Source organism: Shigella dysenteriae, from assembly GCF_022354085.1.
In the GTDB taxonomy this organism is placed as follows: domain Bacteria; phylum Pseudomonadota; class Gammaproteobacteria; order Enterobacterales; family Enterobacteriaceae; genus Escherichia; species Escherichia coli.
Map to the genome: position 1 here is coordinate 989,458 of NZ_CP055055.1, position 16,117 is coordinate 1,005,574.

The 16,117-nt window shown below is 48.2% G+C and carries 13 protein-coding genes and 2 pseudogenes; 6 read left to right on the forward strand and 9 right to left on the reverse strand.

Translation table 11 applies throughout. The features are described 5' to 3' along the window. Positions 1-16: 16 nt before the first annotated feature. Entirely contained in the window at positions 17-868 is an 852-nt protein-coding gene (locus HUZ68_RS04745; protein ID WP_122992186.1) for a helix-turn-helix domain-containing protein, read from the reverse strand. 302 nt (positions 869-1,170) lie between these two features. On the opposite strand from HUZ68_RS04745, the pseudogene HUZ68_RS04750 reads away from it, so the two are divergent. Next, positions 1,171-1,299: pseudogene (locus HUZ68_RS04750) on the forward strand (aldo/keto reductase); the annotation flags it as partial. A gap of 158 nt (positions 1,300-1,457) precedes the next feature. Here HUZ68_RS04750 and rclC read toward each other — a convergent pair. The 3 genes from rclC to rclA all read right to left on the reverse strand — a co-directional run bounded on the left by rclC (position 1,458) and on the right by rclA (position 3,733). Continuing rightward, on the reverse strand, positions 1,458-2,051 hold the full coding sequence (rclC, locus tag HUZ68_RS04755) for a reactive chlorine species resistance protein RclC (RefSeq protein WP_001306921.1): 594 nt from the start codon (positions 2,049-2,051) through the stop codon (positions 1,458-1,460). An 11-nt stretch (positions 2,052-2,062) separates the two neighbouring features. Continuing rightward, the gene (rclB, locus tag HUZ68_RS04760) at positions 2,063-2,299 is read right to left on the reverse strand and encodes a reactive chlorine resistance periplasmic protein RclB (protein ID WP_000474077.1); all 237 of its coding nucleotides are present in this window, start codon (positions 2,297-2,299) and stop codon (positions 2,063-2,065) included. A gap of 108 nt (positions 2,300-2,407) precedes the next feature. Continuing rightward, positions 2,408-3,733: a reactive chlorine resistance oxidoreductase RclA gene (rclA, locus tag HUZ68_RS04765; RefSeq protein ID WP_227454907.1), complete on the reverse strand. Its 1,326-nt coding sequence runs from the start codon at positions 3,731-3,733 to the stop codon at positions 2,408-2,410. Between the two features lie 225 nt (positions 3,734-3,958). On the opposite strand from rclA, the gene rclR reads away from it, so the two are divergent. The 4 genes from rclR to HUZ68_RS04785 all read left to right on the forward strand — a co-directional run bounded on the left by rclR (position 3,959) and on the right by HUZ68_RS04785 (position 8,185). Next, positions 3,959-4,813, forward strand: a complete 855-nt coding sequence (rclR, locus tag HUZ68_RS04770) for a reactive chlorine-specific transcriptional regulator RclR (protein ID WP_000339586.1) — start codon at positions 3,959-3,961, stop codon at positions 4,811-4,813. A 526-nt stretch (positions 4,814-5,339) separates the two neighbouring features. Next, a complete protein-coding gene (locus HUZ68_RS04775) occupies positions 5,340-6,059 on the forward strand; it encodes a (Fe-S)-binding protein (protein ID WP_001102108.1) in 720 nt (239 codons plus the stop codon). 10 nt (positions 6,060-6,069) lie between these two features. Next, a complete protein-coding gene (locus tag HUZ68_RS04780; RefSeq protein WP_000023928.1) occupies positions 6,070-7,497 on the forward strand; it encodes a LutB/LldF family L-lactate oxidation iron-sulfur protein in 1,428 nt (475 codons plus the stop codon). Continuing rightward, positions 7,490-8,185, forward strand: a complete 696-nt coding sequence (locus HUZ68_RS04785) for a LutC/YkgG family protein (protein WP_001382867.1) — start codon at positions 7,490-7,492, stop codon at positions 8,183-8,185. Before HUZ68_RS04780 ends, HUZ68_RS04785 begins: the two co-directional genes overlap by 8 nt. A 240-nt stretch (positions 8,186-8,425) precedes the next feature. On the opposite strand, the gene ykgH is transcribed toward HUZ68_RS04785, so the two are convergent. The 3 genes and pseudogenes from ykgH to hyxA form a co-directional block, all read right to left on the reverse strand. Continuing rightward, complete coding sequence (gene ykgH, locus HUZ68_RS04790; RefSeq protein WP_112925289.1) at positions 8,426-9,094, reverse strand: protein YkgH; 669 nt, start codon at positions 9,092-9,094, stop codon at positions 8,426-8,428. A 181-nt stretch (positions 9,095-9,275) separates the two neighbouring features. After that, a complete protein-coding gene (hyxB, locus tag HUZ68_RS04795; protein ID WP_216348340.1) occupies positions 9,276-11,573 on the reverse strand; it encodes an outer membrane autotransporter HyxB in 2,298 nt (765 codons plus the stop codon). A 41-nt stretch (positions 11,574-11,614) separates the two neighbouring features. Next, positions 11,615-11,905 (reverse strand): annotated as a pseudogene (hyxA, locus tag HUZ68_RS04800) (protein HyxA); the annotation flags it as partial. Positions 11,906-11,961: 56 nt separating this feature from the next. Between hyxA and HUZ68_RS04805 the strand changes: the two are divergent. After that, a protein-coding gene (locus HUZ68_RS04805) for an IS1-like element IS1B family transposase (protein ID WP_095033700.1) occupies positions 11,962-12,659 on the forward strand; the annotation gives its coding sequence in 2 pieces (ribosomal slippage) (positions 11,962-12,211 and positions 12,211-12,659; 699 coding nt in all). Between the two features lie 280 nt (positions 12,660-12,939). Here the strand turns inward: HUZ68_RS04805 and betA are convergent. Beyond that, complete coding sequence (gene betA, locus HUZ68_RS04810) at positions 12,940-14,628, reverse strand: choline dehydrogenase (RefSeq protein WP_021577044.1); 1,689 nt, start codon at positions 14,626-14,628, stop codon at positions 12,940-12,942. A 13-nt stretch (positions 14,629-14,641) separates the two neighbouring features. Continuing rightward, a complete protein-coding gene (gene betB, locus HUZ68_RS04815; RefSeq protein WP_021577045.1) occupies positions 14,642-16,114 on the reverse strand; it encodes a betaine-aldehyde dehydrogenase in 1,473 nt (490 codons plus the stop codon). Between the last annotated feature and the right edge of the window lie 3 nt (positions 16,115-16,117).

Below are 16,117 nucleotides of genomic sequence, written 5' to 3' on the forward strand. Positions count from 1 at the left end.
TTAGACATAGCGACAGCTAAATCGGACGAACGGGAATAAAAATTTCGCAAACAACATCATTGCCATCCTTTTCTACGAAATCTTCATTGTAATAAAAGCGCTCAATATCGCTGCCGTTCACTCTGGCTAACCCCCTGGCAGGCAACTCTATCAGATAGATGTTACGCACCCAGTCAGGATAATTTTCCCAGTTTCCTTCATAACGGAAAGAGGCATAAAGTCCTCGGGTCGTTGTCCACTCTTTTGGCATGTCAGCATATTCACATACCGTACCAGCAAAAGTTTCAACCGTGAGCAAATCGACCGATTTTGTTGACGGTTCAAACGTGGAGACGAAATAGATATCCGTCTTAAAATTATTCATACATCTGGCTAAATGATGACGTCGCAGTTTGACTTCTTCATCCGGTGATTTATTCGACACTTCAATGTCATATTTAAATGAGTTGCCAAAAATAGGTGTCTCAGGAAAGTTGACTAATCTACACTCCGTCTTTTGCTGTTGACGTATTAAAAAAGAAGGGAAGATATTTGCGAGATCCCAATAATCACGGTGGCGGTATTCACGGGGAGAGCAGCCGAATAACTTTTTAAATTCGCGGCTGAATGACTGCTGTGAATCAAAATGCAAAGAGAGTGCAATATCAAGCATAGATTTCGCGGTGAGCCGGACAAGAATAGCGGCACGGCAAAGCCTTCGTTTGCGAATGTATTCTCCCAAAGGCACATGCATGAAATTTCGGAACAGAAGCTGGATGTTGCGTCTGCTGTAGCCAGATTTCTGTGCGATATCTTCGATTGAAATAGGGTGCTCAAGATTGCACTCAATCCACTCCAGGAGCTGCTGTAGAATCTTCTGCCTGATCATCTCATTCTCCGTTAATTCTTTGTCATATCGCACATTTTCGTTATACCCTGGGCCCTAAGTGTATCAAAAATAGCAAGGGCGAAGGCAAAAGCACTGGTAGCGTCTGCTTCGTTGTCCCCGAAAATAGAGAGGTTTCAGTCCTACATTATTAATGAATTTTTTGCATAAGTGATATCAAAATCCACATACTACTTTGAGGTTACGTTTTAACGTAGACTCATTGTTCATGCCTAATGGAGGGACTGACAGTGGAATTTTCCGTATAGTCTGCTTCAGAGTATTGCAGATGCCCATCAAAAATCGATTTCTCACTGACAGATAAAGAAATGGCACAAATTAGTTCGCTTGATTTGGGTTATGTTGGGGAGTCGGTAAAACATTTTAATCCTGAATTTGTTCGTGGTTGTCTTGCTGTAAAAATACATGATTGATATTAATCATGTATTTTACCTAAGACGACAAAAACCTTTTAACAGGGAGTGATATTGATCTTCACTCTGTCATATCTCCGGTAATATGGCGTCAGGCTTCATCATCAGAAAGGGGGCCTGACGCCTGAAAAAGTGAACAACAGACAGTGTTCGGATTATCAATATTCAGTTTTTAACGTTGAACTGGATTCATTACTGCGTTGTTTAAGAATTTCCCGCGCCGAATCTGCCATTATCATGACTGCACCTGCCAGCATCAGAGTATCTTTCAATACCAGGCGACCAGCACCGGATAAATAAGGGAAACCATGATGAGCGTCACCCAATGCGGGTACCCATGCCTCCGGGGTGGTGATTAAAAATGAGAGTGTTACCAACGGTGTGGTAAATGCCATCAGCCCTCCCAATAAACCTAACCAGCGATTGACAGGATTAGCCAAAACCAGCAGAGCAATAATCACCTCCACGACGCCAAGACCGTTGGAAAAACCATAGGTATTATTGGCCGATTGCCATGCCCTTGCTTCTGGTTTGTATTCGCCTTCGTGAGTCAGATACTGTTTATAGTCTTCCGGGTGTTCATAAAAGAACGACATTAGTGGACTGTTTGCGACGAATGGTGTAATGCTGTCTGCCTCGTAAGGGACAAACTTTAATAACCCAATCCACATAAAAACAATTGCAATACTCAGACGAATCAATGTCAGGCCAATTTTATCTCCCCGACTTAACAGGTGCAGGTATTTTTCCATTGTGAACATCCTTATTTATACAATACTGCTGTTGCGGTTGAATTATTATCAATTCGCATCGATGTGACTTTCCAGGATGAAGCATTATATTTTCTGGCTATATCAGCAATGGCATCCTCCAGAACTGTCGGTGATGCTGATACTGACGAGACGCTGATATGTTTCAGAATTATTTTATCATCTGCATTGGTGGAAAATGCCATAACGCCAGATAATAGTGTTGCAAATAAAACGGATTTTTTAAACATATAAAATACCATCAATGAAGTGATTAAGAAGTTATAGAGTAACAGGGAATTAATAAGATTCTTTTCTCTGAGACGCCAGAATATTTGTTCTGGCGTCTGATTTTGAGTTTATTTGACTAATGAAAATAGATCATTGAGTGATTCGCTCATCGACGGATGAGTAAATATCTGATCGCGTAATATGCTATAAGGCAGCCCGGTATCCATCACCATTTTTACTATATTAATCATCTCGTGGGAGTCAACACACAGCAGCGATGCCCCTAATATACGTTGGGTTTTATTATCAACAATCGCTTTTAATACCCCACGGGTATCGTTCATCACTCTGGCGCGCGGAATTGCAGCTACAGGCAATGTCACCACCTGAATATCAGCACCACTCTCTCTGGCTTGTTCTTCTGTCATACCAACCCTGGACAGGGGCGGTGTCATAAATACGGAATAAGGCACATTTTTCCGATCATCAGTACTACGTTTGCCTTCACCCAGTAACTCATCACGTACAATGCGGTAATCATCCAGTGATATGTAAGTAAATTGCAGCCCGCCGGTAACATCTCCCATCGCCCAAATATTGTCTGCGGTCGTATGTAATCGCTTGTCAACGACAATTGCCCCGCGCTCGTTTACTGCGATACCGGCATTTTCTGGATGTAACGAAGCGGTAGCCGGTTGACGACCGGAAGCTATTAACAGTGCATCCACCGCCAGTTGGGCGTGCTCGCTATGCACTTGCACTTGATTTTCATGGTGACTGATTCGCTCCACATGGGCATTGAGGATAATATCGACGCCCTGATCGCGTAAAATCGTCGCGATATTATCAGCAATATCCCGATCTTCCCGAGGCAAAAACAGCGAAGCTGCTTCTAAAATGGTTACCTTGCTGCCAAAATTAGCGAACATAGAGGCGAACTCAACGCCAATATATCCGCCGCCCAAAATACCTAAATGCCCAGGCAATTCTTTTAGATTAAGTAATCCGGTGCTGTCATATACTCCTGGCGTGGTGGTAATTCCAGGAATTGGCGGAACCACGGTTTGTGCACCGGTATTAATAAAAATTTTCTCGCCATGAATTTCCAGATTTGCCTCAGGCCGATGAACACGCAGACTATGATTATTGATAAACTCCGCCTGGCCGTCGATCACGTCGATATTGGGCATATCCGCAAGATTATGAAAATTCTTATTACGTAAAAAATTAACCACTTCATTTTTACGCTGTATGGCACGGACAAAATCTGTGTGCTGCTGTGCGTCATGAACCAATGTTTTGGTTGGGATGCAGCCGATATTAATACAGGTCCCGCCATACATTGCATTTGATTGTTCGATGAGAGCCACTCGCCAACCTGCTTTTGCCAGCGTGACGGCTAATGTTTTTCCAGCCTTGCCAAAACCAATAATCACTGCCTGATATTTATTCATGATGATTTCCTGTCGAAACGCGTTCATTTGACATCATGACTATAGACGCAAAAGAGCAAATACCATTTCTTCACAACGCTTGATATTTTGTCTTATCGTCTGGTATTTTCTTTTTCTTAATCAGAATCACAAAACAAAAATCATGATTAACCATTTGATGGTATTAGATTAGTTATTTACTAAGATTGTTGGTGTTTGTAATCAAAAACCACTCAGGAGTCTGATATGGATGCCCTTAGCCGTTTGTTGATGCTTAACGCTCCACAAGGAACGATCGATAAGAATTGCGTGTTAGGAAGTGACTGGCAGCTTCCACATGGTGCCGGGGAATTATCGGTTATTCGTTGGCATGCGTTAACGCAAGGAGCGGCGAAGCTGGAAATGCCGACGGGGGAGATTTTTACATTACGCCCGGGAAATGTGGTCCTGCTACCACAAAATTCAGCCCATCGCCTGAGTCATGTCGATAATGAATCAACCTGTATTGTCTGCGGCACTCTTCGGCTGCAACATTCGGCGCGTTATTTTTTAACGTCTTTGCCGGAAACGCTGTTTTTAGCACCGGTTAACCACAGCGTAGAATATAACTGGCTGAGGGAGGCGATCCCGTTTTTACAACAGGAATCCAGATTGGCAATGCCGGGAGTGGATGCACTGTGTAGCCAGATCTGCGCTACATTCTTTACCCTCGCGGTGCGTGAGTGGATTGCACAGGTTAATACTGAGAAAAACATTCTCAGTTTGCTTCTGCATCCACGTCTTGGTGCGGTAATACAGCAAATGTTGGAAATGCCAGGACACGCCTGGACCGTCGAATCGCTGGCCAGCATCGCCCACATGTCCCGGGCAAGTTTTGCCCAGCTTTTCCGTGATGTTTCCGGAACCACGCCGCTGGCTGTATTAACAAAGTTGCGTCTACAAATAGCGGCCCAGATGTTTTCCCGGGAAATGCTCCCTGTTGTGGTGATCGCTGAGTCAGTAGGCTATGCCAGTGAATCATCTTTTCACAAGGCGTTTGTCCGCGAGTTTGGTTGTACTCCGGGAGAATATCGGGAAAGGGTCAGACAGCTTGCACCCTGAATAAAACCGCCAGAAATCAGGGCAAAGATAATCCGCATTCCGGGAGTTGTAAGCCTTTCAACTATTTCTATTTCCAACGGTGGTTTGGGCTTTATATATTTTTTTCTGATGGACTCTAGCTCAGTTTTTAAATAAAAATGCAAACTAAATTGCTTCAATTAAATAAAATCCCGACTATTACTTGATACGTGATTATTGTCGGTGATTTTTTTGTACACCATCAGTGTATATCTCAATAACCCCTGAATAAGTAGCTCTGAATAGGTATAAGGGATGTAGCCATTTTTAAATGGATTTCTTATGCCAAAAATGATCGTCGATTTCCCCATAAAATGTGAGCGATGCCGAAAGAAATAAAATTAGTTATTGCATTTGAAGTTTGGATGAAAGATTATCATTTGTCATACAAATGAGGGGTGGTATGTTGCTAGCCAATTAAAAAAGAACGCCATATTTATTGATGATTGATCCCCCGGTGGGGGGAAACATCGGGCATAAATGGGCATGAAGTAATGGAGTATTAGTTGTGAATGTCAATTTCTTTGTCACCTGTATTGGTGACGCCCTGAAATCAAGAATGGCACGAGACTCCGTGCTGCTACTGGAAAAACTCGGCTGTCGCGTAAATTTCCCGGAGAAACAGGGATGCTGCGGTCAGCCTGCGATCAATAGCGGTTATATCAAAGAAGCGATTCCAGGGATGAAAAATCTGATCGCCGCACTGGAGGATAACGACGATCCCATTATTTCACCAGCTGGCTCTTGCACCTATGCCGTAAAAAGTTACCCGACGTATCTGGCGGATGAACCTGAATGGGCATCACGTGCCGCAAAGGTTGCCGCGCGTATGCAGGATCTCACCTCTTTTATTGTTAATAAATTAGGGGTAGTCGATGTAGGTGCCAGTTTGCAAGGGAGAGCGGTGTATCACCCATCTTGTAGCCTGGCCCGTAAGCTGGGAGTGAAGGACGAGCCACTTACGCTGCTGAAAAATGTGCGTGGACTGGAGCTGTTGACCTTTGCTGAACAGGATACCTGCTGCGGATTTGGCGGCACGTTCTCGGTCAAAATGGCCGAAATATCCGGCGAGATGGTGAAAGAAAAGGTTGCGCACCTGATGGAAGTCCGCCCTGAGTATTTAATTGGTGCTGACGTGAGTTGCCTGCTAAACATCAGTGGGCGATTACAACGGGAAGGGCAGAAAGTCAAAGTGATGCATATTGCTGAAGTGTTGATGAGCCGCTGAGGATATAAAGATGTCGATCAAAACCAGTAATACAGATTTTAAGACACGCATCCGTCAGCAAATTGAAGATCCGATCATGCGCAAAGCGGTGGCAAACGCGCAGCAGCGTATTGGGGCAAATCGGCAAAAAATGGTCGATGAATTGGGGCACTGGGAGGAGTGGCGCGATCGGGCCGCCCAGATACGTGATCATGTTCTGAGTAATCTCGACGCTTATCTGTACCAGCTCTCAGAAAAAGTGACGCAAAACGGCGGTCACGTCTATTTTGCAAGAACCAAAGAAGACGCTACCCGCTACATTTTACAGGTTGCCCAACGCAAAAATGCCCGGAAGGTGGTGAAATCTAAATCGATGGTGACCGAAGAGATTGGTGTCAATCATGTGTTGCAGGATGCTGGCATTCAGGTGATTGAAACCGATCTGGGTGAATATATTCTCCAGCTGGATCAAGATCCGCCATCTCATGTTGTGGTCCCGGCAATTCATAAAGATCGCCATCAGATCCGTCGAGTGCTACACGAACGTCTGGGCTATGAGGGGCCGGAAACGCCTGAAGCGATGACCTTATTCATCCGGCAAAAAATCCGCGAAGATTTCCTCAGTGCTGAAATAGGTATTACCGGCTGTAATTTCGCGGTGGCAGAGACCGGTTCGGTTTGCCTGGTGACCAATGAAGGTAATGCGCGAATGTGTACCACGCTGCCTAAAACGCATATTGCAGTGATGGGAATGGAGCGTATTGCCCCCACGTTTGCCGAGGTAGATGTATTGATCACCATGCTGGCGCGCAGTGCCGTTGGTGCACGTTTGACGGGATACAACACCTGGCTGACAGGACCGCGCGAAGCGGGGCACGTTGATGGTCCTGAAGAGTTTCATCTGGTTATTGTCGATAACGGGCGTTCTGAGGTGCTGGCCTCTGAATTTCGGGATGTGCTGCGCTGTATTCGCTGCGGGGCTTGTATGAATACTTGTCCGGCATATCGCCATATTGGCGGTCATGGATATGGCTCTATTTATCCAGGGCCAATTGGTGCGGTGATTTCTCCGCTACTTGGCGGCTATAAAGATTTTAAAGATTTACCCTACGCCTGCTCTTTATGCACTGCTTGTGACAGCGTGTGTCCGGTGCGTATTCCGCTGTCAAAACTGATTTTGCGTCATCGTCGGGTGATGGCTGAAAAAGGGATCACCGCAAAAGCAGAGCAACGGGCGATAAAAATGTTCGCTTATGCCAATAGTCATCCAGGATTGTGGAAAGTCGGGATGATGGCCGGTGCTCATGCGGCAAGCTGGTTTATCAATGGCGGCAAAACACCACTCAAATTTGGCGCGATTAGCGACTGGATGGAAGCACGCGATCTTCCTGAAGCTGACGGAGAGAGTTTCCGTAGTTGGTTTAAGAAACATCAGGCGCAGGAGAAAAAGAATGGATAATCGAGGCGAATTTTTGAATAACGTTGCTCAGGCACTGGGTCGCCCGCTGCGACTTGAACCGCAAGCAGAAGATGCGCCGCTTAATAACTATGCTAACGAGCGGCTTACCGAACTTAACCAACAGCAGCGCTGTGACGCGTTTATCCAGTTTGCCAGCGATGTTATGTTGACGCGCTGTGAACTGACCAGCGAGGCGAAGGCGGCAGAAGCTGCAATACGTCTGTGTAAAGAGCTGGGAGATCAGTCGGTCGTGATTAGCGGTGACACGAGGCTGGAGGAATTAGGGATTAGCGAACGTTTGCAGCAGGAATGCAATGCCGTTGTTTGGGATCCGGCGAAAGGTGCCAAGAATATCTCGCAGGCAGAGCAGGCTAAAGTGGGTGTCGTGTATGCTGAATATGGTTTAACCGAATCGGGAGGCGTGGTTCTTTTTTCCGCCGCCGAGCGCGGGCGTTCATTGAGCCTGCTCCCGGAATCTTCTCTTTTTATCCTGCGTAAAAGCACAATCCTGCCGCGTGTAGCGCAACTCGCAGAAAAATTGCATCAGAAAGCGCAGGCCGGTGAACGCATGCCGTCCTGCATTAACATCATTAGCGGCCCTAGTTCAACGGCGGATATTGAGCTTATCAAAGTCGTCGGGGTTCATGGTCCGGTGAAAGCGGTGTATCTGATTATTGAGGATTGCTGAGAGAGATATGAAGTCTGGACATAAACCTGAAGGCGGCACGAGGTTGCGAATAGCGCTAAGGACAACCTGACTTAACCCCGTTCCGTCATGGTTATGCTGCTCTTCTGTAAATATCCTGGCATTAGTAATGCCAGGATATTTACAGTGAAAAAGACAGGCATCCATTCCTGAAAACGGGTTCCCTTCCCGGTCATTGTCACTTCAGCTTTATACAGGCACTCTCTATCAGAATGCTGTTTATTACTGACCAGAGTTTTGTTGGTATTCATCTACCATTTTTTTGACAAGGCAAAACATTACAGAAATTACAATGCTTAGAAAAAATCCCAGAGCCAGGCAAATGGCAGCAGGGTATTTATTTTTTATTTCTGGTGAGCTTATAGTTACACAGCCATCACCGTTCGGATACAATGACCAGTTCCTGGTCAGGTATATCATTTTTGTATAAAGCTCACTGTTAATTGCTGAAGGCGTTTGTATCTCATCGAGAACTTGCCTGCCATTATGGTATTCTGACGCATACCATTTGATAATAGACGCCTGCACGTGAGATATTTCCGCTTCAGCAGTTGGTAAATCTCTCTTATCTCCTGACCATTCCAGCTTTATTTCTCTGTTCTTGACATCTGGGCTGGTGTGAAAAAATGTAGTAATTCGCTGAATAACATCTTCAGTCATTGTGGTCTGACAGGCAAAGTTATTATTGCTATCACAGTTAACAAGTATGCCTGGCGTTGTCTGGTTTATTTTTAGGCTGTAACTCACTTTTATATTATCTTTATTGATATACAGAAACAACAGCACCATTGCCATACAGATAGCTATAATAAAAAGGATAACACGAATCTTTTTCTTCAGATAAAATAAAATCTCAATTAGATCGATATCCTGTTTGATTTGTTCACTCATAATATATCCAGAAAATAAAATCTGCCGCAGATAAATGAATTAATAGTCTGTATCAGGAATGTTCGGGTTAAATATCAGCAAAAAGCCAGCATCATGAATACTGGATATTTATAGCCTGCAGGCAGCATACTGCTGCCTGCAGGGGGTATAACAGTCGACAGGGGAACCGACTGCTTTATTCTTACCAGGTCACATTGATACCAACTACACCCTGTAGCGGATTCTCAATGTCGTCACCTTTGGTGTAGTCAAGGCTTGCATATGCTCCCATGTTTTTGGTGATATCAGCCTGTACACCTGCACCCACGCGGAATGCTGCACCGTCAATGCTGGCATTGACAGACTCATCACCCAGACGGACTTTGTTGCCATCAGAGAATTCGTTCAGTGCGGCCAGATTCAGATAAGGTTTAACGCTCGCGTTGCCCACAGCGAAGTCATAACCCACGCGCGTACCGGCCTCACCCAGCACAGAGTTATAGCTGTCAGAATGAACGTTCACGCCGTTGAGTTGATAATCCACACCTTCCAGCGTCAGCGCAGACAGTTTGGCATATGGCTGAATAAACAGGCCATTACCGTCTTTCCATGTGTAACCGCCTTTAACCATCGCACCGAAACCATTGGTGTTAAAGTCAGCTTTGATGGTACCGCCACCATTCATCAGGCGAACATCTGCCGTGTTGCTGTAGTGACCAAACTGTGCAGCAGTATCAATGAAGATACCGTTGTTATACTGGCGGCTCAGGTAAGCGTGGAAGCTGTAACCTTCAGTGTCGCCTTTGCTCTGCATGGTGGTCATGTCACCTTTCGCAGAAGACATCGCCACACCGGCCAGCCAGCTACCATCTTCAGTCATGAAGCGGGTATCACCACCCAGCATTACACCGTTTACATCCAGGTCATAGGATGCATTTCCCGCGGTGGTATGTTTCTGTTTACCGCCAAAGTACTGAATCCATACGCCGCCCTTGTCATTTTCGCTCAGACGGACAGCATCCTGACGGGCTGAGAGCGTGTCAGCCTGCAGATTAGCGACGTTAGCCGGAGCAGCTGCCATTGCCTGAATCACGGAGCTGGCGTTGGATGCTTTATGCGTGTTTTTTACGAAATAAAAGTTACCATCAGCTCCCTGTGTCAGGTCATATTGATACAGACCACCTTCCGTTGTGCCTGTGGCTTTTAGAGTGCTGTCTTTGCCGGTAGAAATAAATGCCGTTTGTTCATTGATAAGATCCAATGAACCCGCACTGTAAACACGCAAGTCACCGCTCGCTTTACCGCTGATATCCAGAGTGTTTTCAGAAGAGGCATCAACAATCAGAGTGCCGTTTTGAGAAGCAAACGTGCCAGTATTGACTGTAGCCTTCGTGATATTAACCGTACTGTCTTTTACTGCCAGAGCATCAACAGTTGAGGATCCCGTAACATTCCAGACAGACTCGTTTTGCAGAGATACACTGGCATTTCCTGCCCCTGAAACTTTGCCTTTCCAGACTGAACTATCGGAAAGATTTATATCCAGATTACTACCCGCTTTATCGCCGCTATTGAAAGTATAAGCATTACCTTCCCAGTAAGAGCGGGCAACGTTCATGTTTACATTTGTTGTGGTAGCGGCTGAATTCTCGCTTTCAGAAAGGGCCAGGACATCAGAGTAGATGGTTGAATCAGCAACAGACAAATTTAAATTTTGCGTTGCTGAACCTGTGCCTTGTGCCGAAGCAGAGGCATAAATTGTTTGTTTATTATTAGCCGCCCCAATTACTGAGCCATCCTTAATATTCAGGTTGACTGTATGAGTTCCCTTATTCTCCTGAGCAATAAGTATTGTTTCAATCCGACCATTAATAATATTTGAGCCAGCAAGGGTAATGTTGTCTGTTGCATCACCGTTAAAACCATTCAATACGCTACCCTTTTGAGCAAAAATTGCCGTGGAGGCGTTGCTGGAACTCTTATTACCTTGAGCATTTATGGTTGTGCCATTAAGCGTGACATTATTTCCCTGGGCCCCTTCCAGAGATATCCCTGTCGCACTACCTTTTTCATTTTTTGCAACGAAATTACCGCCATTAACAACAACATCGCCAGTTGAATCAATGACCATTGCAGTCCGGACATAGGTGCCTTCACCTTGAGCTGTGATGGTGGAGTCTGTAGCATTAATCACAACATTTTTGTTACCACTAACTTTTACACCTTCAACGAAATCTTGGTTTACCGTTGATGCGGCGGTAATATCATGACCACCAAAAGTAACATTAAGGTCTTTATCTGAATCTGACGTTTCAATTGTTACGGCTGTAATCTTTTTATCACCGTTAATAACAACATCTTGATCCAGAGTCGTCTTATCTTTATTCAGCGTAACCGAATCAGTTGATACCGCGTTATCAGCAGCGAATGCTGGGGCAGAAAGAGCCATAACAATAGCTGTTGCTAATGCGCTGCGGTAAAATGCCTTACTGTTTTTCATGAAGAAATTCTCCATTCTGGTAACTAATTTCAATTTTCCACTTATTTATATTTATGCAGAGATAAAGCCTGCGTCCCTGCATTTACCACCACGGAATACCTGTTGGTATTTCCGTTTTCACGCAATGTCATGGCATTCGTTTTTTCCAATGCATTTCCATCACCGTGAAATTTATTGCTGCTCAGCAGCAGGGCTTCCCGCAATGACATGCTGTCCGGTATTCCCCAACGCTTTTTTAGCGACTGCTCGGCAAGCCATATCTGTCTTATCCCCGTTTTGAGAAACTGCGCACTGTATTCCCAGCTGTGTCCGGCAAGAAGCAACGACAACACCGGTGATGCTGCCAACTTACTGATTTAGTGTATGATGGTGTTTTTGAGGTGCTCCAGTGGCTTCTGTTTCTATCAGCTGTCCCTCCTGTTCAGCTACTGACGGGGTGGTGCGTAACGGCAAAAGCACCGCCGGACATCAGCGCTATCTCTGCTCTCACTGCCGTAAAACATGGCAACTGCAGTTCACTTACACCGCTTCTCAACCCGGTACGCACCAGAAAATCATTGATATGGCCATGAATGGCGTTGGATGCCGGGCAACCGCCCGCATTATGGGCGTTGGCCTCAACACGATTTTCCGCCATTTAAAAAACTCAGGCCGCAGTCGGTAACCTCGCGCATACAGCCGGGCAGTGACGTCATCGTCTGCGCGGAAATGGACGAACAGTGGGGATACGTCGGGGCTAAATCGCGCCAGCGCTGGCTGTTTTACGCGTATGACAGGCTCCGGAAGACGGTTGTTGCGCACGTATTCGGTGAACGCACTATGGCGACGCTGGGGCGTCTTATGAGCCTGCTGTCACCCTTTGACGTGGTGATATGGATGACGGATGGCTGGCCGCTGTATGAATCCCGCCTGAAGGGAAAGCTGCACGTAATCAGCAAGCGATATACGCAGCGAATTGAGCGGCATAACCTGAATCTGAGGCAGCACCTGGCACGGCTGGGACGGAAGTCGCTGTCGTTCTCAAAATCGGTGGAGCTGCATGACAAAGTCATCGGGCATTATCTGAACATAAAACACTATCAATAAGTTGGAGTCATTACCCCCTTTTCGTATATGCTAACCGTGAGCGGGAGTGAACAAGTCACCATAGCCAGGAACACTAGCGGCGTAATTCTTAAGCTGAGTGGCATTTCACCTGCGGTTTATCAGTGCATTCATAGTACCTTCATCAGCGAGATTGAACGAGTCAGCTTAGAATTTGCTGGCGAGGTTGTCACTATGAAGCATGAGAGTTACCCCTATGTTTTATATAACGATTCTGTCCCCATACCTGGAACGGTAACTCTCAATCTGATCGGTTCCTGAGTCAGTTCAAATCACGACTCATTTTTTTCGCTCTCACCGGCATCCCATTTGCCACATAATATCCCGCCGTGCTCCTCGGCAACGCATCCTTCCCGCGAATCATATCCGCTATTTTCTCGCCAATCATAATCGTCGTGGCGTTCAAATTGCCGGTGATAATTTGCGGCATAATTGACGCATCCACCACGCGCAGGCCTTCCAGCCCATGCACCCGGCCTTCGCCGTCAACCACGGACATCTCGTCGTAGCCCATTTTGCAGGTACCGCACGGATGGAAGGCGGTTTCGGCGTGATTACGCACGAACTCATCGAGCTGCTCATCCGTCTGACATTCCGTGCCGGGGCTGATTTCGCGGCCACGATACTGATCCAGCGCCGGTTGATGCATGATCTCGCGGGTAATGCGAATTGCGTCGCGGAACTCCTGCCAGTCCTGCTCGTGCGACATGTAGTTAAACAGAATCGCCGGATGCTGGTGCGGGTCGCGGGATTTAATCCGCACATGCCCACGGCTTGGCGAGCGCATCGATCCGACGTGGCACTGGAAGCCGTGCTCTTTCACTGCATTCGAGCCGTTATAGTTAATCGCTACTGGCAGGAAATGGTACTGAATATTCGGCCACGCAAATTCCTCTCGGCTGCGAATAAATCCGCCTGCTTCAAAGTGGTTGCTGGCACCAACGCCGGTGCCGCCAAACAGCCACTCCGCACCGATTTTCGGCTGATTCCACCACTGCAGGGCAGGGTAGAGGGAAACCGGTTCTTTGCACTCATATTGCAGATACATCTCCAGGTGATCCTGAAGATTTTCGCCGACGCCGGGTAAATCATGCACCAGCGGAATATCAAACTCCGCCAGCAGTTCAGCGCTACCCACGCCGGAACGTTGCAGGATCTGCGGAGAGGCGATCGCACCTGCACATAACAGCACTTCTTTGTTCGCCGTCGCGCGGGTCGGAATGGTGCTGTCGCCTTCCAGCCACTCGACGCCCACCGCGCGTTTACCGTCAAAAATAATGTGATCGGTCATGGCGTGAGTACGAATGGTCAGGTTTGGGCGCGATTTGGCCTGATCGAGATAACCGCGCGCGGTGCTGGCGCGACGACCCTGCGGCGTCACGGTGCGATCCATCGGGCCGAAACCTTCCTGCTGATAACCGTTGAGATCGTCCGTGCGCGGGTAGCCCGCCTGCACGCCCGCTTCAATCATCGCTTCAAACAGCGGATTGACGCCGGGTTTGGAGGTGGTGACGCTCACCGGGCCATCGCCGCCGTGGTAGTCGTTCTCGCCCACGTCGCGGGTCTCGGCCTTGCGGTAGTAGGGCAGGCAATCGAGGTAGCTCCAGTTCTCCAGGCCGGGTTCTTTCGCCCAGTTGTCGAGATCCAGCGCATTGCCACGGATGTAGCACATGCCGTTGATCAGCGACGATCCACCCAGGCCTTTACCGCGTCCGCACTCCATGCGGCGGTTATTCATAAACGGTTCCGGCTCGGTCTCATAGGCCCAGTTATAGCGTTTACCCTGTAGCGGGAACGCCAGCGCGGCGGGCATCTGGGTGCGGAAGTCAAAGCGATAGTCCGGGCCGCCCGCTTCAAGCAGCAGCACGGAGGTATTCGGATCTTCAGTCAGACGGGTAGCGAGAACGTTGCCGGCTGAGCCGGCACCAATAATGATGTAGTCAAATTGCAAATAAACCTCCTGGTTAGAATATGGACTGGAATTTAGCCATCTCAACCTGGATGGACTTCACCTGGGTGTAACTCTGGAGCGTCATCACGCCGTTCTCGCGGCCAATACCGGAGTGTTTGTAGCCGCCAACGGGCATATCTGCCGGGGATTCGCCCCAGGTGTTGATCCAGCAAATACCCGCTTCCAGCTGATGAATGACGCGATGCGCGCGGTTCAGGTCCGCCGTCACGATTCCCGCCGCCAGGCCGTAGTCGGTATCGTTAGCGCGGCGAATGACTTCCTCTTCCGACTCGTAGGTCAGAATGGACATCACCGGCCCGAAGATCTCTTCGCGCACAATGGTCATTTCGTCGCTGCAATCGGTGAACACAGTCGGCGCGACCCATGCGCCGTTATCGAGGCCATCGCCTTTCAGTACATCGCCGCCGCACAGTACGCGCGCGCCTTCCTCTTTGCCTTTGGCGATATAGCGCAGCACGTTATCGCGATGCGGGAAGCTGACCAGCGGGCCGAAGTTAGTTTGCGGATCGAAAACGTCGCCCGCGCGAATGCGCTCAACGCGCGCCAGAATTTTCTGCTCAAATGCGGCTTTGCATTTCGCCGGAACGAAGACGCGGGTGCCATTGGTACACACCTGACCGGAGCTGAAGAAGTTTGCCATCATGGCGATATCGGCGGCGAGATCGAGATCCGCATCATCGAAAACGATCAGCGGTGATTTACCGCCCAGTTCCATGGTCACTTCTTTCAGGGAAGAGGCCGCCGAGTTAGCCATCACTTTTTTGCCGCTGGCGACACCGCCGGTAAATGACACTTTGGCAATGCCCGGATGCTCGGTCAGATATTGCCCGGTCTCCGCGCCCACGCCCGGCAACACGTTAAATACGCCGTCCGGCAGGCCCGCTTCGCTGTAAATTTCAGCCAGCTTTAACGCGGTAAGCGGGGTGACTTCGCTCGGTTTGAAAATCATTGCGTTGCCTGCCGCCAGCGCCGGGGCGGATTTCCACAGGGCAATCTGGATCGGGTAGTTCCATGCGCCAATCCCCGCCACCACGCCCAGCGGTTCGCGGCGGGTATAAACAAATGACGTCTCACGCAACGGGATCTGGCTGCCTTCCAGCGCCGGGATCAGCCCGGCGTAGTACTCCAGCACGTCCGCACCGGTAACGATATCGACGGTTGAGGTTTCCGAATATGCTTTTCCGGTGTCGAGGGTTTCCAGTTTTGCGAGTTCGTCATTGCGTTCACGCAGAATATCAACGGCCCGACGCAGAATACGCGAGCGTTCCATAGCGGTCATCGCCGCCCAGATTTTTTGCCCCTGTTGGGCACTCTTCACGGCGCGATCGACATCCTCACGCCCGGCGGCCTGCACGGTCGCCAGCACGTTACCGTTGGCCGGGTTAATGGTCTCGAAGGTGCGACCGCTGGTGGCGGAGGTATAACCACCATGTATATAAAGCTGCTGTTCTGCCATTCGGGACATCAC

What these genes read in the sequence shown, in the direction of transcription:
- rclA (WP_227454907.1), bottom strand. Translation starts at nt 3,733, where the DNA reads ATGAATAAATATCAGGCAGTGATTATTGGTTTTGGCAAGGCTGGAAAA.
- ykgH (WP_112925289.1), bottom strand. Translation starts at nt 9,094, where the DNA reads ATGAGTGAACAAATCAAACAGGATATCGATCTAATTGAGATTTTATTT.
- rclB (WP_000474077.1), bottom strand. Translation starts at nt 2,299, where the DNA reads ATGTTTAAAAAATCCGTTTTATTTGCAACACTATTATCTGGCGTTATG.
- betB (WP_021577045.1), bottom strand. Translation starts at nt 16,114, where the DNA reads ATGTCCCGAATGGCAGAACAGCAGCTTTATATACATGGTGGTTATACC.
- rclC (WP_001306921.1), bottom strand. Translation starts at nt 2,051, where the DNA reads ATGGAAAAATACCTGCACCTGTTAAGTCGGGGAGATAAAATTGGCCTG.
- HUZ68_RS04785 (WP_001382867.1), top strand. Translation starts at nt 7,490, where the DNA reads ATGGATAATCGAGGCGAATTTTTGAATAACGTTGCTCAGGCACTGGGT.
- rclR (WP_000339586.1), top strand. Translation starts at nt 3,959, where the DNA reads ATGGATGCCCTTAGCCGTTTGTTGATGCTTAACGCTCCACAAGGAACG.
- HUZ68_RS04745 (WP_122992186.1), bottom strand. Translation starts at nt 868, where the DNA reads ATGATCAGGCAGAAGATTCTACAGCAGCTCCTGGAGTGGATTGAGTGC.
- hyxB (WP_216348340.1), bottom strand. Translation starts at nt 11,573, where the DNA reads ATGAAAAACAGTAAGGCATTTTACCGCAGCGCATTAGCAACAGCTATT.
- HUZ68_RS04780 (WP_000023928.1), top strand. Translation starts at nt 6,070, where the DNA reads ATGTCGATCAAAACCAGTAATACAGATTTTAAGACACGCATCCGTCAG.